This is a genomic window from Xenorhabdus doucetiae, from assembly GCF_000968195.1.
Taxonomy (GTDB): domain Bacteria; phylum Pseudomonadota; class Gammaproteobacteria; order Enterobacterales; family Enterobacteriaceae; genus Xenorhabdus; species Xenorhabdus doucetiae.
This window is the reverse complement of record NZ_FO704550.1, coordinates 3,554,581-3,577,836: the sequence shown is the minus strand read 5'-3', so window position 1 is coordinate 3,577,836 and position 23,256 is coordinate 3,554,581. Positions and strand designations below refer to the sequence as shown.

The window sequence follows — 23,256 nt, the reverse complement described above, 5'->3', positions numbered from 1 at the left end:
TATCTATTCCTTATTTTAGCGGGAATGTTCCATTACTTATGGAGTTTTTTAGTCAGTTCTTCCACTTTCAATACAACATCACTCGCACCGTTATCAGCGGCTTTTTTATACCATTCAAGGGCTTTTTCATAATCCTGTGGGACAATTTCCCCTCGCTCATAAATCATGCCTAGATTTCGTTGAGCTATTCCTTCACCTAGTTCTGCTGATTTAGTCAACCACTCTATCGCTTTTTTAGCGTCTCTTTTTACACCATCTCCATCCAGATAATGTGCAGCAATATTATTTGCTGCTGTAGCGGATCCTTGTTCTGCTGCTTTTAAAAACCATTTCATTGCCACTGCACTATTTTTTTGAACACCTAATCCTTCACTATAGATATAGCCAAGATTAGTTTGAGCACCTTCGTTTCCTTGATTAGCGGCTTGGGTATACCATTGGATGGCTTCTTTATAGTCTTGCGTTACACCTTGCCCAACATCATAGAAACGTCCCAGCATATATTGTGCGTAAGCATTCCCCTGTTCAGCGGCTTTGATATACCATTTGGCGGATTCGGTATAATTTTTTATTCCATCGATGCCATTGTAATAAAAAGCGGCAAGCTCAAGCTGCGCATCTATGTCTCCTTGGTTAGCTGCCAGGGTATACCATTTGATAGCTTCTTCATTATCTTGAATAACGCCTAAGCCATTCAAAGAAAGATATCCCATATTATATTGTGCAGTGTAATCACCTTGTTTAGCCGCTTTGGTATACCATTTGGCTGCTTCTTTATAGTCTTGCGTTACACCCAATCCCTTACTATAGAGATAACCAATGTTAGCTTGTGCACCGATATCCCCTTGTTTAGCTGCCGAACTATACCATTCAGCTGCTTTTTCATAATCTTGTGTTACACCTGATCCATAGTAATAGAGATCACCAAGATGATTTTGTGCAGCAATATCCCCCTGTTTGGCTAGCAGGAGATATCTTTCGGCCTCTGCTTTATAGAGTCTGTTCAATTTAGTTTGAACATCAGCATGACCTTGTTCCACTGATTTTTTATACCACGCAATGGCTTTTTGATAGTCTTTCTCTACACCTAGCCCTTCCTGATAAAATTCACCAAGGTTAGCTTGTGCATCGGCATTATTTTGATTGGCAGCATGGGTATACCATTTGAATGCCTCTTGATAGTTTTGTTCTACCCCTAATCCTGTCTCATACAGTTTTCCTGTTTTATATTGCGCTTTAGCATCGCCTTGATTGGCTAATTTTAAGCAAGCAGAAAAGGAAGTTTCATCTATTTGGCAGGGATCATTTGGAGTACATGCTGTTGTCAAAAGACCGAGGGTAAGAAAAAAACAGACTGGCGTTAGTCGTTCCATATTGTTATTCCCTATTTTTTATAGGTGCAATCGGTGGAAAAAGAATAACGCAAAACATTAGCAAAAATTATATTGGTTGGAAATGATATACAGGCTATTCAGTACTGTAATAAACAGAAGTTTTATTTCCTTATTCTGGTTATCAAATGAAGCTATTCTTTATAGACATGTATGGTTCTTTGTCTTAAAAAGCTGTTATCCCCAAAACCCCCGCCTCATCCACCTCGCCATTCACCAGCTTCTTCGTTTCTCCATCATAATGAATTTTTCCATCCACAATCAGCAGGGAACGCGGGGCGATTTTCGCGGCATCGTGAAGATTGTGAGACACCATCAGTAAAGTCATTTGTCGCTCATTGCATATCTGATCGAGCAATTCCAGCATTTCATTACGCAAAGCGGGATCAAGGGCTGAAAAGGGTTCATCCAGCAATAAAATCGGCTGGTGGCGGACTAAGCAACGCGCCAGTGCCGCCCGTTGGCGCTGCCCGCCAGAAAGTTGAGCCGGCAGGCGAGATAAACACGCCTCCAGTGATACCTGAGCGGCAATCTGTTGCAGCGTTTTCTTTTGCCCGGTGCTTAACCGCAATCCGGGGTGCAATCCCAAACCAATATTTTGCGCAATGGTCAGATGGGAAAACAGGTTATTTTCCTGAAACAGCATCGAAACAGGGCGTTTGGAAGGTGGGGTATTCGTATGATTTTCGCTATCCAGCCAGATATTACCTTGTTCTGGAAACTGAAAACCGGCCATTAAACTTAACAATGTGCTTTTACCCGCCCCGCTTGGGCCGAGGATCGCAATACGTTCTCCGGCCTTTACGCTGACATTAAAATACATGGCAAGGTGTTCATAAGTGTAAGTGATATTTTCAAGTTTAATCATGGCTTCGGCTCGGCAGGCGTTCAATCACAGTGAATAATATAAAACAGAGTAGCAGCAGCAGGAATGCGGTCACGGCACCATCCTGACTGCGATAGGCGCCAATTTGTTGATAAAGGTAATAAGGCAGGGTACGGAAATCTTCGTTGCCAAATAACGCGACCACACCAAAATCACCAATCGATAAGACACAGGCGAAAGCCAGTGCTTGTGCCAAGGACATTTTTAATGCCTTAAGCTCGATCCAGCATAAACGGTGAATGCCCTGAATATTGAGGGAATGGCATAAGGGGTTGTAACGCACGGCCAAATCACGCATGGGATTTTCCAATACTTTTAGCGCGTAAGGGATCGCCATCAAGGCGTTGGTCAGAATAATCAACCCGTAAGGTGATTGGGGTAGGCCAATAGTGGTGTTCAGCAGGAGAAAAAAGCCGGTCGCAAGCACAATGCCCGGCATGGCAAGGATCAACAATCCGCTGGTTTCCATTGCTTGTCCCCAGAGGGGGGAATGACGCAAACGTAATTCGCGGCTGCTCCAGAGCAACATCATGGTCAGGATGACACACAATAATCCCGCACCCAACGCAATGATAATGGAGGTTTTCAGGGCTTGCCATAAAGCTGGTTGGCTTAAGACAACAACAATATCACGGTTCAGGCCATCAACGATGACTGCCAATAAAGGGGGAAGCAACAGCAGTAACGCGACGCCAATCAGTAAACCATCAGATAATTTTCTCAGCCATGAATCCTGTGGATTACGCCACTGTTGTTGATGCCCGTAACCCACGGAAAGTGCCCCTTTAAGTTTTTGGCTGAGAAGTACCAGACCGAGGCAGCAAAAAAGTTGGATCAAGGCAAGCAGGGCGGCGTGACCCAGATCGTAGTCGTAACTGAGCGCCTGATAAATCGCCAGTTCGATCGTGGTTGCGGCAGGGCCACCACCCAGTGCAAGCACGGTAGCAAAACTGGCAAAGCACAGCATGAAAATCAGGGCACCGGTCGGTAAAATTTGGCGGCGCAGATAAGGCCATTCGATAAAACGAAAATGCTGCCATTCGTTCATACCAAGCTGGGCGGCAAGTTGCCGCTGCTCAATGGCAATATTTTCCAGAGATTGCAGCAATAACCGTGTTGCCATCGGTAGATTAAAGAAAATATGTGCCAGCAAAATGCCTTGCAGCCCGTAAGGTGTAAACCGATATTCCATGCCCAGCCATTGGCAAAGATTGGCCAGCCAGCCGGTCTGACCATACACGGTGAGAAGCCCGAACAGCGCCACCAAAACAGGCAGGATCAAAGTCATGGCGCATAAGCGCAGAAATAGCCTTTTTCCGGGAAAATGGCGTCGGTAAAGTGCCCGTGCCAGAAAAATCGCCGGTGTGACCGAGAAGACGGCAGAAAGAAATGCCTGCCAGAACGTGAATCGAATGACATGCCAGAGATAGCTGTCACTCAAGAACGCCTGCCAATGGCTTTCCGGCGCATTGAACCACAGCGTTCCAAATGCTGACAGGGCAACAATCACTAACAGGCCGGAGGCAATGATCCCCGGCAATAACCAACCCGCGATTAACGGCTTACAGCGCTTTGCCATGTACGGATCCATTTTGTACGGTGTTTTGCCACATCATCTGCGTTAAATTGCAGCGATTTCTCAGGAACAGGAAGTTGCCTGAAAACATCCGGCAAAGGAATATCAATCACGGGATACATCCATTGCGTGGTTGGAAGAACTTGCTGAAATGCCGGTGAGATCATGAATTTCATGAACTTTTGCGCCAGTTCCGGCTGTTTGCTGGAGGCCACCTGAGCCGCCACTTCAATCTGCAAGTAGTGTCCTTCCTTGAAAAGGGCAGCGGCATAATTATCTTTTTTCTCTGACATAATGTGATAGCCGGGTGACGTGGTATAGCTCAGTACCATATCCCCTTCACCTTTCAGAAACAGGCCATAGGCTTCACTCCAGCCCTTAGTGACGGTGAGTGTCTTTTTGGCTACTTTCTGCCACTCCTGTGCGGCCTTGTCGCCATAAAGCTCCTGTATCCAGAGCAATAACCCCAGTCCCGGCGTGCTGGTACGGGGATCTTGATAAATAATTTTCCAATTCTGGCGGCTATTGATTAATTCATCCATACTTTTTGGGGGATGAGGCAGGGTGTTTTTGTTGTAAATAAAGGCAAAATAACCGTAATCATACGGAATAAATGTCGTATTGTTCCATGTGATGGGTAATGTCAGTTTTGAGGTATCAACCTGACTCGATGTGAATAACCCAGTTTGTTGCGCGGCTTGGATCAGATTGTTATCTAACCCCAGTATAATATCTGCCGGTGTCTTTTGGCCTTCCATCCGCAAACGGTTCAACAAAGATACCCCGTCTTCCAACGCAACCAGTTTTAGTTCACAGCCACACTCTGCTTCGAAGGCTTTTTTGATGGCAGGCCCCGGCCCCCATTCAGAGGCAAAGGAATCATAAGTGTAAACGGTCAGTGTTGGTTTCGCCTGAGCTGTCTGAGCAAAGAGACTGGCAGAAATAGACAGCAGACCGATAGCGATAGTCATAAAACGGGAAAATAATTTCTTAAACACTTTGCTCTCCTGTCGTTGCAACGGATTAACGGTTGCAACATCAATAGTTAATAATATTGATGGTTATAAACATTAATAATTAATGTTTGTCAGTAGTAGACAGCAAAGGATCTGAGAAGGTGCTAAATGAAAATGACATCTGTTATATCAATGATTAGCGTCTCAAATCCCTACGACGGTACTAACCGGTTCAGGTTCGACGGGTTTGTTCTCAGCAATACTGTTTTATGACAGCCGCACCCCGTTGAGATAGCGGTATTGTAGAGACTTCGGTTGCGTCTGCAAAGTCTAATCATAGAGGTTTACCGCTTGGGATGAGTGTGAAACAATTAGCTATCTTTTTAAATTTGTTATACCGAGAGGTAGTCTGGTGATCGATGATGATGGCTACCGCCCGAATGTAGGAATTGTAATTTGTAATCGCCAAGGGCAGGTTTTGTGGGCCCGCCGTTATGGGCAGCATTCCTGGCAGTTTCCTCAAGGGGGTATCAATCCGGGGGAATCACCAGAACAAGCGATGTATCGCGAGTTGTTCGAAGAAGTTGGTTTAAATCGCAAAGATGTACGGGTTCTCGCCTCGACCCGGAGCTGGTTGCGTTACAAATTACCCAAGCGTTTGGTGCGTTGGGATACAAAGCCCGTTTGTATTGGGCAAAAGCAACGTTGGTTTTTATTGCAATTGTTATGTAATGAAGCAGATATTAATGTGCAGCGCAGTAAAACGCCGGAGTTTGATGGTTGGCGTTGGGTCAGTTACTGGTATCCTGTCCGACAAGTCGTTTCTTTTAAACGAGATGTCTATCGCCGCGTGATGAAAGAATTCTCTTCTATTGTGATGTCAGCGCAGGAACCTGCTTCATTATTACCTTCACCTTATTTACATCGTCGTAGAAGAAGCTAGGTCATTGCTATGCTCATGCGCTTACGGGAAATTGTCGAAAAGGTTGCGATGGCAGCTAATTTATCTGAAGCGCTTGAGCTATTGGTCAATGAAACCTGTCTGGCAATGAACACGGATGTTTGCTCTATCTATTTGGCCGATCACCAGCGGCAATGTTATTACCTGATGGCGACTAAAGGGTTAAGCAAACCGAAAGGGAAAGCAGTCAGTCTGGCCTTTGATGAAGGCGTTGTGGGTCAAGTTGGGCGTTTGTCTGAATTAATTAACCTCGCTGATGTGCGTGACCACCCTAGTTTTAAATATATTCCCCAAGTGAAAGAAGAAAACCTGCGGGCTTTTTTAGGTGTCCCGATTATTTATCGTCGCCAATTGCAGGGAATATTAGTTGTCCAACAGCATGAAAGACGCTTATTTAATGAAAGTGAAGAATCCTTCATGGTGACATTGGCGATGCAGCTTGCTGCCGTTCTCTCTCAGGCGCAAGCAAAAGGAGTATTCGGCCGGTATCGTCAGACCCGCATTAAGGCGCTCGCTATTTCTAACGGTATTGTGATGGCGCAGGGATGGCGAGATTGCTCACAACCGTTGCTGGAACAAGTCACGCAAGCATTAACATTGGATTATCAGGCGGAACGTTCAAGGCTGACGTCTGCCCTCGAAGAAGCCACCGCGGAATGCCGCCGTATCAGTAAGCGTTTTACCGCCAGTTCACAAAAAGAAAGCGCCGCGATTTTTGATCTCTATTCTCATCTATTAAATGACCCTCAACTCAAACAAGATCTGTTTTATTCTGTCGATAACGGTTTTGTGGCGGAATGGGCGGTTAAAACGGTGATTGAAAAATATGCCGAACAGTTTGCCAGCCTGCAAGATCCTTACATGCGGGAGAGGGCATCGGATCTGCGGGCGCTGGGTCAACGGGTACTGTTCCATCTGAATGATGCTTTCACGGGAACAAGGCAATGGCCGCAGCGCTTTATTCTGGTTGCTGATGAACTCAGTGCTAATCTGTTGGCTGAATTGCCGCAAGATCAATTGGTTGGCGTGATTGTGCGAGATGGCGCAACTCACTCCCATTCTGCCATACTGGTTCGGGCGATGGGCATTCCCGCTATCATGGGGGCGGATATCCAGCCTGCGCTACTACACAACCGGACGCTTATCCTTGATGGTTATCGCGGAGAGATTTTAATTGAACCAGAACCACTGGTTGCTCAGGAATACCAACAAATCATTGAGGAAGAACAAGTTCTCAGCAAGCTGGCGGAATGTGAACAGCAAAAGCAAGCGCGGTTAAAAAGCGGCGAACGCATTCTGGTGCAGCTCAACGCTGGCCTGAATTTGAAACATGAACAGCAGATAGAAGACAGTATTGATGGCATTGGGCTGTACCGCACAGAAATCCCTTTTATGCTGCACAGCGGTTTTCCATCAGAAGATGAGCAGAAAAATCGCTACCAAGAGATGCTGGAACTTTTTCCTGATAAGCCAGTAACGTTGAGAACATTGGATATTGGTGCTGACAAACAACTTCCCTATATGCCTATCCATGAAGAAAATCCTTGTCTGGGATGGCGGGGAATTCGCATTACACTCGATCAACCGGAAATATTCCTGATCCAGCTTCGGGCGATGCTAAAAGCCAATGCACAGACGGGCAATTTAAAAATACTCTTGCCGATGGTGACCAGTATTGAAGAAATTGATGAAGTTCGCAAATTGATTGAGCGAGCGAAAGCTGAAGTAGAGCAGGCATTAGCCGATACCATTACCATGCCCCAAATTGGCATGATGCTTGAAGTTCCCTCTACGCTTTTTTTGCTGCCTCAATTAAAGCAACGGATTGATTTTGTTTCTGTTGGTACGAATGACTTGACCCAGTACTTGCTTGCAGTGGATCGCAATAATACCCACGTCGCTTCGCTGTATGACAATTTACATCCTGCGGTGATCCGCGCCCTGAAACTGGCCTTTGATGAATGCCAACGCCTTGATCTCCCTATCAGCGTATGCGGAGAAATGGCCGGTCTGCCAATGGGAACATTAATATTGCTTGGTTTAGGCTATCGCAGCCTGAGCATGAGTGGCCGCAGCGTTCCGCGTACCAAGTATTTGCTGCGGCAGTTGGATGCCAGGGAGCTTGAGCACCTTATTGAATTGATATTGAAAGCCGAAACCAGCCATGAGGTAAAAGCGCTGTCCGCCGAATTTATGGAATCACAGGGCTTGGGCGGCTTGATTCGGGGTGGTAAGTAGTGTCTTTCAGCATTTTCATGCTTGCAACCACATGCCGTTTAGTGGTGAGCAAGTCACTTGCCTGTGCTATTATCCGTGATTATTTGTCTTAACCTATTCAAGTCATATAATTTATTCGCACAAGATCATTTATTCACAATATCATTCATTCACACAACATGATTTTTAGTGGGGAACGATGAGCACTAGCTATCTGGCATTTCCTAATATTGACCCTGTCATCTTTTCAATCGGGCCGGTATCCCTCCATTGGTATGGTTTTATGTATCTGGTCGGTTTTGTTTTCGCCATGTGGCTGGCAAATCGCCGGGCAGCAAAACCAAACAGTGGCTGGGACAAAAACGAAGTTGAGAACTTACTGTATGCAGGGTTTGTCGGGGTTTTCGTCGGTGGACGCCTCGGTTATGTTTTGTTCTATAATCTCCCAATGTTCCTGGATAACCCGCTTTATCTGTTTAAAGTCTGGGATGGGGGAATGTCTTTCCACGGCGGACTGGTCGGCGTCGTTTGCGCCATGTGGTGGTTTTCGCGCCGCACCAAGCGCCATTTCTTACAGGTCGCGGATTTTGTTGCTCCCTTAGTGCCTTTTGGTTTGGGCATGGGGCGTATCGGTAACTTTATCAATGGCGAATTATGGGGGCGGGTTACGCTTGATACGCCGTGGGCAATGTTATTTCCGGGTTCCCGCAGTGAAGATATCGCCATCGCCAGCGCCAATCCTTCGCTATGGCCCATTCTGGAAAAATACGGTGTCCTGCCACGCCATCCCTCACAGTTATATGAGATGGTGCTCGAAGGCATCGTATTATTTATCATCCTCAATTTATTTATCCGTAAACCGCGCCCGATGGGGAGCGTTTCAGGCTTATTCCTGATTGGTTACGGTGCATTTCGCATCATCGTCGAATTTTTCCGCCAGCCTGACGCACAGCTTGGGCTGTTTGAAGGGATAAGTATGGGGCAAATCCTTTCTGTCCCGATGATTTTAGCGGGAATACTGATGATGATATGGGCATATAAATACCCCGGCAACAAAACTCGCAATAACAAGGTACAAGAGGCAAAATGAAACAGTATCTGGATTTAATGAAAAAAGTGCTGGAAGAGGGCACAGCAAAAGATGACCGTACAGGAACGGGAACACTCTCTATCTTTGGTCATCAGATGCGTTTCAATTTGCAAGAAGGATTCCCACTGGTCACCACCAAGCGTTGTCATATTCGCTCGATTATCCATGAATTACTCTGGTTCTTAAATGGCGATACCAATACCCAATACCTGCATGATAATGGCGTGTCTATTTGGGATGAATGGGCTGACGAAAATGGCGATTTAGGGCCGGTTTACGGTAAACAATGGCGTGCCTGGGGCGCTGCGGATGGCCGTCAAATCGATCAATTGACGCAGGTTATTGAGCAGTTGAAAAGTGATCCTGATTCACGCCGGATCATCGTTTCCGCATGGAACGTCGGGGAATTAGATAAAATGGCATTGGCGCCATGCCATGCTTTTTTCCAGTTCTACGTCGCAGACGGTAAACTTTCCTGCCAGCTTTACCAGCGCTCTTGTGACGTGTTTTTAGGCTTGCCGTTCAACATCGCCAGCTACGCACTATTAGTACATATGATGGCGCAACAGTGTGATCTTGAAGTGGGTGATTTTGTTTGGACGGGCGGTGATACCCATCTTTACAGCAATCACCTGGAACAGACTAAACTGCAATTAAGCCGCGAACCCCGTGCGTTACCTCAGTTAGTGATTAAGCGGAAACCCGATTCACTGTTCGATTATCAATTCGAAGACTTTGAGATTGTGGATTATGATCCACATCCCGGTATTAAAGCCCCGGTTGCCATTTAATCCTCTTTTTCCATCCTCAAGTTTGAGGATGGAAAATGTATTTACCCACATCAATTATTCATTTCATTAATCATATTTCGAACTGAAAATTCATCCCGCGAGAACTTGACATTTTTTAATCAGCAAGTAGATTGACTGTTTATGATATTAACAGTAGGTGAAATGGGTATGTTAAATAATTCAGTAATTGAATCATCTTTTATGACTGGGCAATTAAGCCTGGATGCAGTGGTCATTGATCTATTCAAATATAGCGATGGATATATTGTTATTACAGACAATAGCCCTTTTTACCCCAAAAATTATAAATGGGGTGATCAAAAAAGTGATAGGGGAGTTATCACTTTTAATCATCATGAATTAAATATTATTAGGACTTATACTGCGGCTATCATTGACGGGCAGATTTATATTGACCAGAATATACCCAATAAATTAAATGCAGAAGATAAACTTATTCCGGCACACTATTTATCATCATTAAATGGTCTGGAAGATCAATTTATCATAGGTGAAAAAGTTAAATTATCTGTTGATGCTGAAACCAGACATAAAATCAGTGCCGCGCATAGCATGGCACACTTTATGTCTTTAGCCTTGAACAAAGCAGCTAATAAATATTGGAATAAAAGTTATGAAACGGATAGCTTAGGAAATTTTAACTTGGATAAAGCAGCAATATTTAAATCATCAATTTCTGAGTTAAAATCAATAGATATATATAGGTTTGGTAAATCGATCAAGAAAAAAGGATTTGATAAATCTTCATTTATGGAAAACATTGACCATGCCTGTGAAGAAATAAATATCACGCTGAAAAATTGGCTTGTAGCGGGGAGTGAAATACAGGTTGAATATACATCAAAAAATATTCAAGATTTACGATTATGGAAAAGTACAGTAGAAAATCACCCTGTTGTTATTCCGTGTGGTGGAACCCATATAATAAATACAGCAGAAATCAAGGATGTCAAAGTGGAAATAAACCCAGGGGAAAGTGACGAATATATTGTAATCATAACACATTGTGATTTGAGATAATAAAATATGATCAGTTTTGAATTAATGTCTGTATTTATTCTATTGGCATTGCTCTCTTACCTGACTCCTGGCCCTGATTGGGCTGTTATCAGTATTTTACCTCAACTTTATTAACCCATCACTGCCTCCTCTTAGACAAGTTATCATACTTGGTATGATTGACATTATTATTGGAGTTTCTTGGTGGATTATTATTCTGCTCTTTTTTGTTTTTATTGTAAAAGTCGAATTTTATTTTGTGAGCAGTTACGCAATTAAAATGTAACAAGACAAAATATCTATTTTTTCTTCAAACCTCTTCGCATAATCAAACCATGCCCCTGTTTATTTGATTTCTGATCGTAGATATTCCTATTGATCAACATTGGGCAGGATAGAGAAGTCAGGGAATGAAGGAATATAAATGTCTTCACCAGCAAAATGGATTTACCTTATTGGAGTTACTGGTAGCGATGCTCATTATTTCGATTAGCTTGTCTTGGGGGTTGTATCATTGGGGGAAATATCAAAGCCGTCTGCATTTGCAATCAGCGGTGCATAATGTGCTGTCTTTTATGGAAAGGCAGCAGGCCTTGGCAAATTATTTAAATCAGGATCGTACCTTATGGTTAGTGACAGGGCAGCCTTGGTGCCTGATATCGTCTGTCACCAAAATAACCGCTTGCGATGAAGGGGATGGGGAACGGGTTAATTCTCCTCATGACGAGGTGTTTTTGTCCTTTTCCACGACGGATCGCATTGATTTTTATGGCATCAGAAATACAGCAATGCCAGCCAGTTTCACCCTGACAAACCCAGCGGGTGAAATTAGTGTCGTCATTTCAGGACGCGGGAGGATCAGGACATGCAGCAATACCATTAATCCGCTTCCGCATTGTGAGGGAATAAAAAACCCGTGACGCCGACTCGTTTTTATTGCAAGCCAAAGCAGGAAGGATTTTCCTTGTTGGAAATCATGGTGGCGCTGTTAATCAGTAGCGTAATTTTTGTTGCCATGACAAAAACTTATCCGGTTCTGTCAGGCCAAATTCTCGATCTCTATCGAAAATATCGATTGCATTATTTGGTGGACAGAACCGCCCATCTGATGGAGAAAGATATCCGGCGGGCAGGTTATTGTCGGGATAGAAAACAATGCAAAGGTGATCCATTGATCATTCAACATAAAAATACGGAAGCGACCAACTCCTGTTTGATTGTGGCTTTTGATCTCAATTTAAATAATCGATGGGAAAAACCGGATCATATTGACGCTGAATTTTTTGGTTATCGCTTAAATAACCGTCTCCTTGAGTGGAAAAGGGGGGCGGCGGATTGTCAGGAAAGCGGTTGGGAAAGGTTATTTGATCCCAAAGAGGTTGTCATTAATCGCTTTCATCTTGAAAAATCACGGGCAAAAGACGGGGTGACTTTTATCACTTTGTCCATTGATGCCCATTGGTTGAAATCCTCATCAATAAGGCATCGCTATCAAGCGACAATCCGGCTGCGCAATATCAGGGAAAAGTGATATCAGGGAAAACATATGGCGGATAAGCAACAGGGCAATATTCTGCTGGTATCGATAATGATGCTATTGGCACTGAGTTTGATGATGTTGAAAGCGCTCCATTATCAACAGGAAAGCGCCATGTTGATGATGATGGATGAACAAAACTATTTGCAGGCTTTTGGGCGCGCTGAATCATCACTGGAATGGGGGAAGGTGCAATCATGGCCGATCCATCAGCAAGATGCAGGCGCTTGGTTTTGCCAGCAACACACTGAATTTCACTTAACCAGTTGCCTCAAGCACTATTCAGGCAATCTTTTCTTATTAAAAGGGGTTGCTCAATTTACCTCAGGGCAAAAACTTGAACTTTATCAATGGATGAAACAGATGAAATCCTTAAAGCAAGATACACTTATTTCTGGTGCACTGATCCCCATTGAAAGCGGTTGGCTGGATTTTTGTCCTGTCTCTCAGGCTGAATTTTGTTTATGAAAATACTGAGCTTATTTGGGCGACAAAGACAACAAGAGGGCATGAGTTTGCCCGAAGTCATGGTTGCGTCTGCCGTATTTGCGATCTCTTTATTGGGTTTAATGCGTTACCATCAAGCCTTGTCAGCTAATTTCCAACAATATTGGGGGCAGCTTAAAGCGGTACGATATGCCTATGACCAGTTAGAACAATACGAACGTTTGGCAGGCCAGATTGATTGGCAGAAAACGGCAGGAGAAACGATACCGCGGGGCTGGAAAGTGGAATTTCAGCGAGAATTTCACGCTTGGGGCTGCTATCAAGTAACGATTAAGCTGACAGTACATTACAATAAACCCAGTAAATTAGAACGTTGGTTTTGTACAAGTGGGAGCATTGATGTTTAGCGTTTATCATTCAAATCAGCTCGATATTCTCAAGGAGTTGATGGTGGTATTGATCGGGGAGAATCCCCTGTCTGACCCATTTGGCAAAGAAGTGATTTTGGTGCAAAGCCCGGGGATGTCACAGTGGTTGCAAATTCAGTTGGCAGAAAAACTGGGCATTGCGGCGAATATGGAATTCCCGCTGCCGGCCACGTTTATTTGGCAGATGTTTACGTGCGTGTTGCCGGATATTCCCAAAGAAAGTGCTTTCAGTAAGGATGCCATGAAATGGAAATTAATGGCCCTGCTGCCCGATTTGTTGACGGAACCGGAGTTTTCAGCACTCAGGCACTATCTTGATCAGGATATTGATAAACGCAAGATCCACCAGTTGGCGGGCAGGATTGCCGACCTGTTTGACCAATATCTGGTTTATCGCCCACAGTGGTTAGAAAACTGGGAAAATGGTCAATTAATTGATGGCTTGAGCAGCAACCAGTTATGGCAAAAAAGGCTATGGATTGAACTGACCGCCTATACCCGTCAGCTACAACAACCTTTGTGGCACCGTGCTAATTTGTACCAGCGATTTATCACGACCTTGGAAGCAGGGAATTTTCCCTTGGAGGATCTTCCCGCGCGCATTTTCATCTGCGGGATATCGGTATTACCGCCTGCTTACCTGCAAGTCCTCAAGGTATTGGGTAAACATATTGATATTCATCTTATGTTCACTAATCCATGCCAATATTATTGGGGCGATATTCAGAGTTATGCTTTTCTTGCCAAATTAGCCAGCCGTAAACCAAAACATTATAAAAACAATCAATTGCTGGAAAGATTTAAAGAGCCAGAAAACGCCTCATCGCTCTTTAATGAAGAAGGAGAGCAGGCGCTGAATAATCCCTTGCTGGCCTCTTGGGGAAAATTGGGCAGGGATCACCTTTACCTGTTGTCACAATTGGAGCCAGATTCTGATATTCATGCTTTTGTTGACTTAGAACCTGATTCTGTCTTGCACCAAATCCAACAAGATATCCTTAATCTTGAAGATCATGCCCAGATCGGTTCGACAGAAAATAGCTTCAAACATAGTCTCAAGAAGCGCCCATTTAATCGTGTTGATCGCTCCCTGACTTTTCATTCATGTCATAGCCCGCAAAGAGAGGTCGAAGTCTTACAGGATCAACTCCTGCATTTGCTGGATGATGACCCTTCGCTGACGCCGAGGGATATCATTGTGATGATGGCAGATATTGATAGCTATGCGCCCTATATTCAGGCGGTTTTTGGCAATGCTCCCGATGATCGTTATATCCCTTTTGCCATCTCTGACCGTAAAGTCCGTCAGGCACATCCTGTCTTACAGGCATTCATTACCTTGCTGGATTTGCCGCAGAGTCGGTTTACGGCAGAACAGGTATTGGCATTGTTGGAAGTCCCGGCCTTAGCCAACAAATTCGCGATTCAGGAGGACGGGCTACGTTTATTGCGGCGTTGGGTAAAAGAGTCCGGCATTTGCTGGGGGCTGGATGATGACAATATTGCCGCCTTATCTTTGCCTACTACAGGGCAGAATACCTGGCGTTTTGGTCTGACCCGCATGCTACTGGGTTATGCGATGGATAGCCATGCCGGGCCGTGGAATGAGGTTTTGCCTTATGATGAATCCAGTGGCTTGGCTGCCGAATTAGCCGGACAATTGGCCGAGTTTTTAATGGAACTGAATCGCTGGCGTAAGATTTTGAGCGAAGAACAGCAACTGACGGATTGGTTAGCGGTATGTCCGCAACTGCTGGACACCTTTTTCGACGCGGATGATGAAATTGAACTGGTTCTGGCGCTGATTACGCAACAATGGCAAAAAGTGATTGATGACGGCTTGAATGCGCATTATGGCGAAAGCATTCCTTTGGTGCTGCTACGCGATGAGCTGGCACTGCGTTTTGATGATGAGAAGATCAGCCAACGCTTCCTGGCCGGCGCCCTCAATTTTTGTACCCTGATGCCGATGCGCTCCATTCCGTTTAAGGTGGTTTGCCTGCTGGGAATGAATGACGGGGTTTATCCGCGTACTATTCCGCCGCTTGGGTTTGATTTGATGGCAGAAAAAACCCAGCGGGGAGACAGGAAACGGCGCGACGATGACCGCTATCTGTTTCTGGAAGCGTTAGTTTCGGCGGAGCAATTTCTTTATATTAGCTATATCGGTAAATCCATTCGCGATGATACGGCATGCAATCCATCCGTCTTGGTTAACGAATTACTGGATTATATTTGCCAGAGTTTTTGCTTATCCGGTGATGAAATGCGCAATGTTGATGACAGCGCCAAAAATGTCAGAGAGCATTTGCTGGCACAGCATACCCGTGTGCCTTTTGCGTCGGAAAATTTCTTACCTGACCACCAGTTACAAAGCTATGCCGCAGAATGGTTACCCGCCGCGACCCAGCAAGGGGTTTCAGTCACGGATTTTTGTCAGCCGATTGCTTTTGATCGCAGTGAGGTCAAAGAAGTGGCACTGGATGACTTGATCCGCTTCTATCGACATCCTGTCCGGGCGTTTTTTCAGCAACGGTTGAAAGTGCATTTTGTCATTGAAGAGATGGAGTTGCCGGAAGAAGAACCTTTTGTGCTGGATAACCTGCAACGCTATCAATTTAACCAACTCCTGTTAAGCATCCTGATAGAACAGGGAGCACCTGAATCGTTGTTCTGCCATCTCCGGGCGTCGGGAGGGTTGCCCTATGGTTCCTTTGGCGAAGTTTATTGGCTGGAGCAACTTGAATCGATGCAGCCCTTGGCTGCGAAGGTACGTGAAGAGAGAACCGCATCTTTTCCCATTGAGCTGTATGAGAAATTAGACGCTGTGATGTTGACCGGCAGAATTAATCAGGTACAACCTGACGGAGTTTTACGTTGGCGGCCAGTGAACTTAACGGCCAATGATGGCATCCAACTATGGATTGAACATCTTGCCTGTTGTCTTTCAGGTGCTGCCAGTGAAAGCCGCCTATATGGAACGGGTAAAAAAGGGAAAAAAGAGAAGGAAGATAAAAAGGTTTCAGAATATCGCTTCTTGCCACTGGAGCAGGATCAAGCGAAACACTATCTGAACCAGATGATCGAGGGCTATTTTCAAGGAATGTCTGAACCCCTCCCCTTGTTTTGCCGAAGCGGCTGGGCATGGTTAGTTGACTGTTTTGATAAGGAAACAGGAGAAATCGATTTTAGCGAAGAGATGCAACAACATGCTGAAAATAAATTCATGGAACAGTGGCTGGGAACCCATGACAGAAAAGGGGAAAGCGCGGATCACTATGTACAACGGGCTTTCCGGCAAGCTGATCAATCACTTTTGGAGCGAATGAAGCGTGAAATTCAGCGCTATTTATTGCCGATGGCACGTCACTCCAATGGATCATTATTGAAATAATTAGGGAGAATATTAGGTTATGCCTAAGTACGTTATCCGCATCATGACGATGCTCTTTTTGCTGTTTTTTGGGGCGACAGCCTATGCCCAATCGCCTTGGCAGCCATTACCCGATACGATCCACAAAAGTGATCGCGATCCTCGTCAATATAAAGCCATTAAATTGCAAAATGGGATGACAGTTCTGCTGGTTGCTGATGAGAAAGCCATTAAATCCTTGGCAGCCGTCTCGTTGCCGGTCGGTCATATGGAAAATCCAGATAATCAGCTTGGTCTGGCTCACTATCTTGAGCACATGGTATTAATGGGCTCCAAGCGCTATCCGCAGTCGGGAGGGTTTACTGAATTTTTGCAAAAACATGGGGGAAGCCATAACGCCAGTACAAATGCCAACCGTACTGCATTCTATCTGGAAGTTGAAAATGGCGCTTTGGCAGAAGCCGTGGATCGCCTTGCCGATGCGCTGGCTGAACCTCTGCTGGACCCGGTTAATGCCGATCGTGAACGTCATGCTGTTGATAATGAAATGACCATTGCTCGTGCGGGTGAAGGGCATCGCATGTGGCAGATCCGTTCCGAAACCATTAATCCGGCTCACCCCAATGCGCGTTTTGCCGGCGGAAACTTAGAAACACTCAAAGATAAACTTGGCAGCAAATTACAGACGGCACTGGTTGACTTTTACCAGCGCTATTACTCCGCCAATTTGATGAAAGGCGTGGTATATGGCCATCAATCGATTGATAAATTGGCGCAGATTGCGGCAGAAACGCTTGGACGTATTCCGGATCGGCATGCTTCGGTGCCGGCCATTACGGTGCCGGCAGTCACAGATAATGAAAAAGGCATCATTATCCATTATGTGCCGGCACAACCGCATAAAACCTTGCGACTGGAATTTAGCATTGCGGACAACAGTGCCGATTTTCGCAGTAAAACCGACGCCTATGTCGGGTATTTGATTGGTAGTAATAACAGTCAAAATACCTTAGCGGGTTGGTTATTGAAGCAAGGGCTAATCGAAAGTATCGACGCCAGTGCCAACCCCAAAACGGATGGTAACTCCGGGACATTTGATATTTATGTTTCGCTGACGGATAAGGGGCTTGAACAGCGTGATCAAGTTATCGCTGCCATCTTTTCTTACATTAACCTGCTAAAACAACAGGGTATCAATAAGCGTTATTTCGATGAAATGACAAATGTCTTTAATTTGTCTTTCCAGTATGCGTCAATCGTGCGGAATATGAACTATATTGAAGGGCTATCCGATGCCATGTTGCAATTGCCTGTTTCCCATGTATTGGATGCAGGTTATGTGGCAGATGCCTTCAATCCAAAAGCGATAGCCAGCCGTCTGGATGAATTAACGCCTGAAAATGCGCGCATTTGGTTTATCAGCCCAACCGAACCGCATAACAAAGAGGCTTATTTCGTACAGGCTCCGTATCAAGTTAATAAAATTACGCCAAAACAATTGACTGAATGGAAAAAGCTCGCAAAAGAAGATGTATTCTCGTTGCCTGAGTTGAATCCCTATATTCCTGATGATTTATCCTTGGTGAAAAAAACATCGGGTAGCCAAAAACAGCCTAAAATGATTTTGGAAAAGCCCAATGTTCGCGCGCTGTATATGCCAAGCCAATATTTTGCGGATGAACCAAAGGGAAGCATCATATTGGAGATGCGTCATCCTGATGGTATGAAAACCATTAAGGATCAGCTTGCCGATACGTTGTTTGCCTATTTATCTACTGCTGCCCTTGACCGACTGAATTATCAGGCATCTGTCGCGGGCATGTGGGTCTCAACCGATTATGCTGAGGGTTTGAGGATCATGGCAGGGGGTTTTACGCAACATTTACCCGAATTGTTAACCTCAGCCATAGAACAGTACCTCTCATTTGTGCCATCTCAGGAAAAACTGGAGCAGGCGAAATCATGGTATCGGGAACAAATTGAAGTCGCCAATAACAGCAAGGCCTACCAAATGGCCGTGCAGCCCATTTCCCAACTGGCGAATGTACCTTATTTTGAACAGGCTGAAAGATTGAAGGTGTTGGATACCATCACGATTGACGATATTGTGAAATATCGCCAAAAAATGATCCAACAGGCGGCTTTACAGGCGATGGTCTTCGGTAATTTCACCGAGCAGCAGGGTATTGACATCATTCAAGCGGCACAGCAGCAGCTTGCCAATCAAGGAACGGTGTGGTGGACGGGCGAACACGTTGTTATTGACCGTAATTATGCGGTTAATTTTAAAAGAACCGCGAGCAGTACGGATAACGCGCTGGCGGAAATCTATATTCCAACGGGGTATGACCGTATCACGGGATATGTTTATTCCAATGTGTTGAGTAGCATTTTGTCACCGTGGTTCTTTGATCAATTGCGGACGACAGAACAGCTTGGCTACGTGGTTTCAGCCTCCAACTCAGGAATAGGTGAACAATTTGGGCTGGGTTTTCTGGTGCAAAGTAACAGTAAACAACCGGATTACCTGCATCAACGTTATCAGGGCTTCTACCAACAGGCGGATAAAAAGCTGAAAGCGATGTCTGATGCTGAGTTTGAGCAGTATAAAAAATCACTGCTAACAGAAATGCGTGAACCTCCACAGACTTTCTATTCAGAAGTCGCGCGCTATGAGGGAGACTTTGGGCTAAATAACTTCAAATTTGATACCCGTGAGAAAACCATCGCCGCGCTGGAGAAAGTCACCAAAGCGCAGATCATTGCGTTTTATGAAAAAGCGGTGATTAAACGTCAGGGACTGGCGCTAATATCCCAAGTTACCGGAAAAAAAGGTACAGCTCCTCAATATGCAGAGCTGAAAGGCTGGAAAACTTACGATTATGTGTCAGATTTCCAGAAGCAATTACCGGTTAAGGTGAATGCTCTGTGAGCAAAGATAAACTTAACCCGTTAACACTGCCGCTGTATGGTCAGCGGCTGATCGAAGCTTCAGCCGGGACGGGAAAGACGTATACGATAGGCGTGTTGTATCTTCGTCTGCTACTGGGATTGGGCGGCTCTGCCGCCTTTTCCCGGCCGCTGAATGTCGAAGAGATTTTGGTGGTGACGTTTACGGAAGCGGCGACGGGGGAGTTGCGTGGACGTATCCGCGAAAACATCCACCAACTCCGCCTGGCTTGTATCCGGGAAAAAACGGCGGTTAGTGATCCGATTTATCAGCAACTGCTGAATGAAATTACTGACAAAGAAAGTGCGGCCAGTTGGTTATTGGCTGCTGAACGTCAGATGGATGAGGCGGCGATTTATACCATTCACGGTTTTTGCCAGCGCATGTTGGTACATAATGCGTTTGAGTCTGGTGTCCTGTTTGATCAAACGTTAATTCAGGATGAAAGTCAGTTACGTAAACAGGGCTGTGCTGATTTTTGGCGGCGTCACTGTTATCCCCTACCACTGCCCATCGCGGCGGAAATCAGCCGGATATGGAGTGGGCCGGAAGCCTTATTGAAAGAGATTGCGGACTATTTGCACGGGGATATGCCGTATATTGTCAATGCACCTGATAGTAATGAAACGCTGTTTAGCCGCCATCAGAAAATCATTGAGCAGATTGATTCGCTAAAGAGTCAGTGGAATGATGCCGCTGCCGGGTTAGAGAAACTGATTGCTGACTCCGGTGTTGATAAGCGTAGCTACAGCAAAAAGCATTTGCCCAATTGGTTGCACAGTGTTTCTGAATGGGCTAAATCGCCGACCAACGATTACCAGTTACCCAAAGAGTTGGATAAATTTTGTCAGTCGCGCTTGTCAGAAAAGACCAAAAAAGGCGAAGCGCCGCGGCATCCTCTGTTTGACGCGATTGAGGGTTTATATCAACAGCCGCTGACCTTGAAAGATATCATCATCGCCAAAGCGATCGTGGAAGTTCGCCAGTCCGTGGATCAAGAGAAACGGCTACGGGGTTACATGGGATTTGATGATCTGCTGACCCGTCTGGACAGTGCTTTGCAGCGGGCAGGCGGCGAGCAGCTTGCGGCTACTATTCGCCAGCGCTATCCCGTCGCCATGATCGATGAGTTTCAGGATACTGACCCGCAACAATATCGCATTTTTCAGGCCATCTATGGCGATCGATCACCAGATAATCCATCACCAGAGAATCAATCACCAGAAAATGGTTTGTTGTTTATTGGTGATCCCAAACAAGCGATTTATGCGTTTCGCGGGGCTGATATTTTTACCTATATTCGCGCCCGCTCGAACGTTAAAGCGCATTACACGCTGGAAACGAACTGGCGTTCTTCCGCCTCAATGGTGCAAGCGGTCAATAAACTGTTTTCCCGCCCGGAACAGCCATTTTTGTTTGGACAGATCCCTTTTATTAACGTGAATGCCGCAGAGAAAAATCATGGTCTGAAATTTTCCCTGCATGGGGAAGACCAAACAGCTTTGCGATTTTGGTTACAGTCGGGTGAAGGGGTTTCCAAAGGAGAATATGAACAGAGCATGGCCCGCCAGTGTGCTGCCCAAATACGGGATTGGTTACAGGCCGGGCAACAAGGGACGGCACTTTTATATCAGGCCAAAGATAAACCACGTCCGGTGATGGCGGCAGATATTACGGTGTTGGTGCGTGATCGCCGGGAAGCTTCTTTGATCCGTAAGGAATTGCATGCGCTAAAGATACCCTCGGTTTATCTTTCCAATCGAGAAAGTGTGTTTGATACGCCAGAAGCGAAAGATTTGCTGTGGTTGTTACAGGCCGTACTGGCGCCGGAAAAAGCACGTGAATTGAGAAGTGCCTTAGCCAGCAGTTTATTTGGTTTGAGTGCACAACAAATTGATCAGTTGAATCACGACGAAGCGGCGTGGGATCGTCTGGTTGATGAATTTGATGGTTATGCCCGTTTATGGCGTACCCGCGGCGTATTACCGATGCTGCGGGCGGTCATGGTGAAATACCGGATAGCCGAAAACCTGCTGGCAGGTGATGACGGCGAACGCCGGCTGACCGATATCATGCACATTGGTGAATTATTGCAGGAAATTTCTCAGCAATTAGATAGCGAACACGCCGTAGCCCGCTGGCTGGCGCAACAAATTTCACGCCCTGACCCGCAATCAGAAAACCAGCAACTGCGGCTGGAGAGTGATCGGCATCTGGTGCAGATCTGTACCATCCATAAATCTAAAGGGCTGGAATATCCATTGGTTTGCCTGCCTTTTATTTGTGGTTACAGGAAGCAAAAGCAGGCTGTTTATCATGATCGCCATAACTTTGAGGCACACCTCAATATTTCCCATGACGATGAAATGCTGAAAAAAGCCCTGGAGCTGGCGGATGAAGAGCGCCTGGCGGAGGATTTACGGTTGCTCTATGTGGCATTAACGCGGTCAGTTTATCACTGTAGCGTGGGTGTGGCTCCGCTTATCAAAGGGAATCGAGGGAAAGCCGGCGACACGGATTTGCACCTGTCTGCCCTTGGCTACCTGCTGCAAAAGGGGCAGCAAGGTGATGCAGCGCTATTGGTGAACAGTTTGAATGAGCTTGCCGATGACTGCGGCGATAACAGCATAGAAGTCAAGCGGCTGGGAGAGATTACTGACTCACAATGGCGTTCACAGGGTGAAAATAGTCTGTCGCTGGCAGCCAGAAAATTACGGCGTGCCGTTCGGGATGACTGGCGGGTGACGAGTTATTCGGGGTTACAACATTCCGCTTCTCCCGTGACTTCCTCAGCTTATGCAGGGGCATTGGGCGAATCAGTCGATGTGATTGTGCAATCTATTTCTCCGAAGCTGGATATTGAGGCGCGTGGTGAAAAGCAGGGAGAACAGGCATTACAGATGACGCCACATACTTTTCCCCGTGGGGCATCTGCGGGCACCTTTTTGCACAGTATTCTGGAAGATCTGGATTTCGCTCATCCTCCGGATCAGGCGTGGTTGGCGGAAAAACTGACTGCGACAGGATTCGATGAAAATTGGGCGCCCGTATTGGCACCGTGGATGAAGGATATCCTGTGCGCAGAGCTGAATGAGCAGGGCATGCAACTTGCCCGTGTGCCTCGCCACCTCCGGCAAAGTGAAATGCAGTTTTACCTGCCCGTGGATAAGCTATTGCATGCAAAGGAAATGGATAAGCTGACCCGTCGTTATGATCCGCTGTCTGCGCAATGTGCACCGTTGTCCTTCCAGCAAGTCAAGGGCATGTTAAAAGGTTTTATTGACTTGGTTTTTTGCTGGCAAGATAAGTTTTACGTCGTGGATTACAAATCGAACTGGTTAGGGGAGAACAGCCAGTCATATACGCGAGAAGCAATGGCAAGCGCCATAATCGAACATCGTTACGATTTTCAGTATCAGCTTTATACTCTGGCGCTGCACCGCTATTTGCGTCACCGGCTGGCCGATTATGATTACCGCCGACATTTTGGCGGCGTGATCTATCTGTTTCTGCGTGGCATTGATAAAGATAACCCTGGGCATGGCATTTACCACTACTTGCCTCCCTTTGAATTTATTGACCAACTGGATACGCTTTTTCGTGCTGTTGATGAGGAACAAAGCGTATGAGTGC

At 45.8% G+C, this 23,256-nt stretch carries 16 protein-coding genes and 1 riboswitch; of the genes, 12 read left to right on the top strand and 4 right to left on the bottom strand.

Going from position 1 to position 23,256, the window contains the following annotated elements:
- Nucleotides 1–32: 32 nt before the first annotated feature.
- From XDD1_RS15590 to thiB, 4 genes are all read right to left on the bottom strand, one after another.
- Nucleotides 33–1,373, bottom strand: coding sequence for a tetratricopeptide repeat protein (locus XDD1_RS15590; RefSeq protein WP_052705729.1), 1,341 nt, complete (start codon nt 1,371–1,373; stop codon nt 33–35).
- Between the two features lie 184 nt (nt 1,374–1,557).
- Nucleotides 1,558–2,259, bottom strand: coding sequence for a thiamine ABC transporter ATP-binding protein ThiQ (thiQ, locus tag XDD1_RS15585; protein WP_045972603.1), 702 nt, complete (start codon nt 2,257–2,259; stop codon nt 1,558–1,560).
- Complete coding sequence (gene thiP, locus XDD1_RS15580) at nt 2,252–3,856, bottom strand: thiamine/thiamine pyrophosphate ABC transporter permease ThiP (RefSeq protein WP_045972601.1); 1,605 nt, start codon at nt 3,854–3,856, stop codon at nt 2,252–2,254. Before thiP ends, thiQ begins: the two co-directional genes overlap by 8 nt.
- A complete protein-coding gene (gene thiB / locus XDD1_RS15575; RefSeq protein ID WP_045973714.1) occupies nt 3,832–4,851 on the bottom strand; it encodes a thiamine ABC transporter substrate binding subunit in 1,020 nt (339 codons plus the stop codon). The genes thiP and thiB overlap by 25 nt, the downstream gene beginning before the upstream one ends.
- Nucleotides 4,852–5,000: 149 nt before the next feature.
- A riboswitch (TPP riboswitch) is annotated at nt 5,001–5,105 on the bottom strand.
- A gap of 116 nt (nt 5,106–5,221) precedes the next feature.
- Here thiB and rppH point away from each other — a divergent pair.
- From rppH to recB, 12 genes are all read left to right on the top strand, one after another.
- Complete coding sequence (gene rppH / locus XDD1_RS15570) at nt 5,222–5,752, top strand: RNA pyrophosphohydrolase (RefSeq protein WP_045972599.1); 531 nt, start codon at nt 5,222–5,224, stop codon at nt 5,750–5,752.
- Nucleotides 5,753–5,761: 9 nt separating this feature from the next.
- Nucleotides 5,762–8,008, top strand: coding sequence for a phosphoenolpyruvate--protein phosphotransferase (gene ptsP / locus XDD1_RS15565; protein WP_045972597.1), 2,247 nt, complete (start codon nt 5,762–5,764; stop codon nt 8,006–8,008).
- A gap of 178 nt (nt 8,009–8,186) precedes the next feature.
- Nucleotides 8,187–9,077, top strand: coding sequence for a prolipoprotein diacylglyceryl transferase (gene lgt, locus XDD1_RS15560; protein ID WP_045972595.1), 891 nt, complete (start codon nt 8,187–8,189; stop codon nt 9,075–9,077).
- Entirely contained in the window at nt 9,074–9,868 is a 795-nt protein-coding gene (gene thyA, locus XDD1_RS15555) for a thymidylate synthase (RefSeq protein WP_045972593.1), read from the top strand. Before lgt ends, thyA begins: the two co-directional genes overlap by 4 nt.
- Nucleotides 9,869–10,036: 168 nt before the next feature.
- Complete coding sequence (locus XDD1_RS15550) at nt 10,037–10,909, top strand: alanyl-tRNA editing protein (RefSeq protein WP_045972591.1); 873 nt, start codon at nt 10,037–10,039, stop codon at nt 10,907–10,909.
- A 389-nt stretch (nt 10,910–11,298) separates the two neighbouring features.
- Nucleotides 11,299–11,808 carry a prepilin peptidase-dependent protein gene (locus XDD1_RS15545; RefSeq protein WP_045972589.1) on the top strand — a complete coding sequence of 170 codons (510 nt, stop codon included), beginning with the start codon at nt 11,299–11,301 and terminating at the stop codon, nt 11,806–11,808.
- On the top strand, nt 11,805–12,419 hold the full coding sequence (locus XDD1_RS15540) for a prepilin peptidase-dependent protein (protein WP_231854422.1): 615 nt from the start codon (nt 11,805–11,807) through the stop codon (nt 12,417–12,419). Before XDD1_RS15545 ends, XDD1_RS15540 begins: the two co-directional genes overlap by 4 nt.
- Nucleotides 12,420–12,434: 15 nt before the next feature.
- The gene (locus XDD1_RS15535; protein WP_045972587.1) at nt 12,435–12,893 is read left to right on the top strand and encodes a YgdB family protein; all 459 of its coding nucleotides are present in this window, start codon (nt 12,435–12,437) and stop codon (nt 12,891–12,893) included.
- Entirely contained in the window at nt 12,890–13,279 is a 390-nt protein-coding gene (locus XDD1_RS15530; protein WP_231854421.1) for a prepilin-type N-terminal cleavage/methylation domain-containing protein, read from the top strand. The genes XDD1_RS15535 and XDD1_RS15530 overlap by 4 nt, the downstream gene beginning before the upstream one ends.
- Complete coding sequence (gene recC / locus XDD1_RS15525) at nt 13,272–16,694, top strand: exodeoxyribonuclease V subunit gamma (RefSeq protein WP_045972585.1); 3,423 nt, start codon at nt 13,272–13,274, stop codon at nt 16,692–16,694. Before XDD1_RS15530 ends, recC begins: the two co-directional genes overlap by 8 nt.
- A gap of 19 nt (nt 16,695–16,713) precedes the next feature.
- Nucleotides 16,714–19,605, top strand: a complete 2,892-nt coding sequence (ptrA, locus tag XDD1_RS15520) for a pitrilysin (protein WP_045972583.1) — start codon at nt 16,714–16,716, stop codon at nt 19,603–19,605.
- A complete protein-coding gene (gene recB / locus XDD1_RS15515; protein ID WP_045972580.1) occupies nt 19,602–23,252 on the top strand; it encodes an exodeoxyribonuclease V subunit beta in 3,651 nt (1,216 codons plus the stop codon). The genes ptrA and recB overlap by 4 nt, the downstream gene beginning before the upstream one ends.
- Nucleotides 23,253–23,256 lie beyond the last annotated feature (4 nt).

What these genes read in the sequence shown, in the direction of transcription:
- XDD1_RS15535 (WP_045972587.1), top strand. Translation starts at nt 12,435, where the DNA reads ATGGCGGATAAGCAACAGGGCAATATTCTGCTGGTATCGATAATGATG.
- XDD1_RS15550 (WP_045972591.1), top strand. Translation starts at nt 10,037, where the DNA reads ATGTTAAATAATTCAGTAATTGAATCATCTTTTATGACTGGGCAATTA.
- recC (WP_045972585.1), top strand. Translation starts at nt 13,272, where the DNA reads ATGTTTAGCGTTTATCATTCAAATCAGCTCGATATTCTCAAGGAGTTG.
- lgt (WP_045972595.1), top strand. Translation starts at nt 8,187, where the DNA reads ATGAGCACTAGCTATCTGGCATTTCCTAATATTGACCCTGTCATCTTT.
- thiQ (WP_045972603.1), bottom strand. Translation starts at nt 2,259, where the DNA reads ATGATTAAACTTGAAAATATCACTTACACTTATGAACACCTTGCCATG.
- XDD1_RS15530 (WP_231854421.1), top strand. Translation starts at nt 12,890, where the DNA reads ATGAAAATACTGAGCTTATTTGGGCGACAAAGACAACAAGAGGGCATG.
- thyA (WP_045972593.1), top strand. Translation starts at nt 9,074, where the DNA reads ATGAAACAGTATCTGGATTTAATGAAAAAAGTGCTGGAAGAGGGCACA.
- ptrA (WP_045972583.1), top strand. Translation starts at nt 16,714, where the DNA reads ATGCCTAAGTACGTTATCCGCATCATGACGATGCTCTTTTTGCTGTTT.
- thiP (WP_045972601.1), bottom strand. Translation starts at nt 3,856, where the DNA reads ATGGCAAAGCGCTGTAAGCCGTTAATCGCGGGTTGGTTATTGCCGGGG.
- XDD1_RS15545 (WP_045972589.1), top strand. Translation starts at nt 11,299, where the DNA reads ATGAAGGAATATAAATGTCTTCACCAGCAAAATGGATTTACCTTATTG.
- XDD1_RS15590 (WP_052705729.1), bottom strand. Translation starts at nt 1,373, where the DNA reads ATGGAACGACTAACGCCAGTCTGTTTTTTTCTTACCCTCGGTCTTTTG.
- ptsP (WP_045972597.1), top strand. Translation starts at nt 5,762, where the DNA reads ATGCTCATGCGCTTACGGGAAATTGTCGAAAAGGTTGCGATGGCAGCT.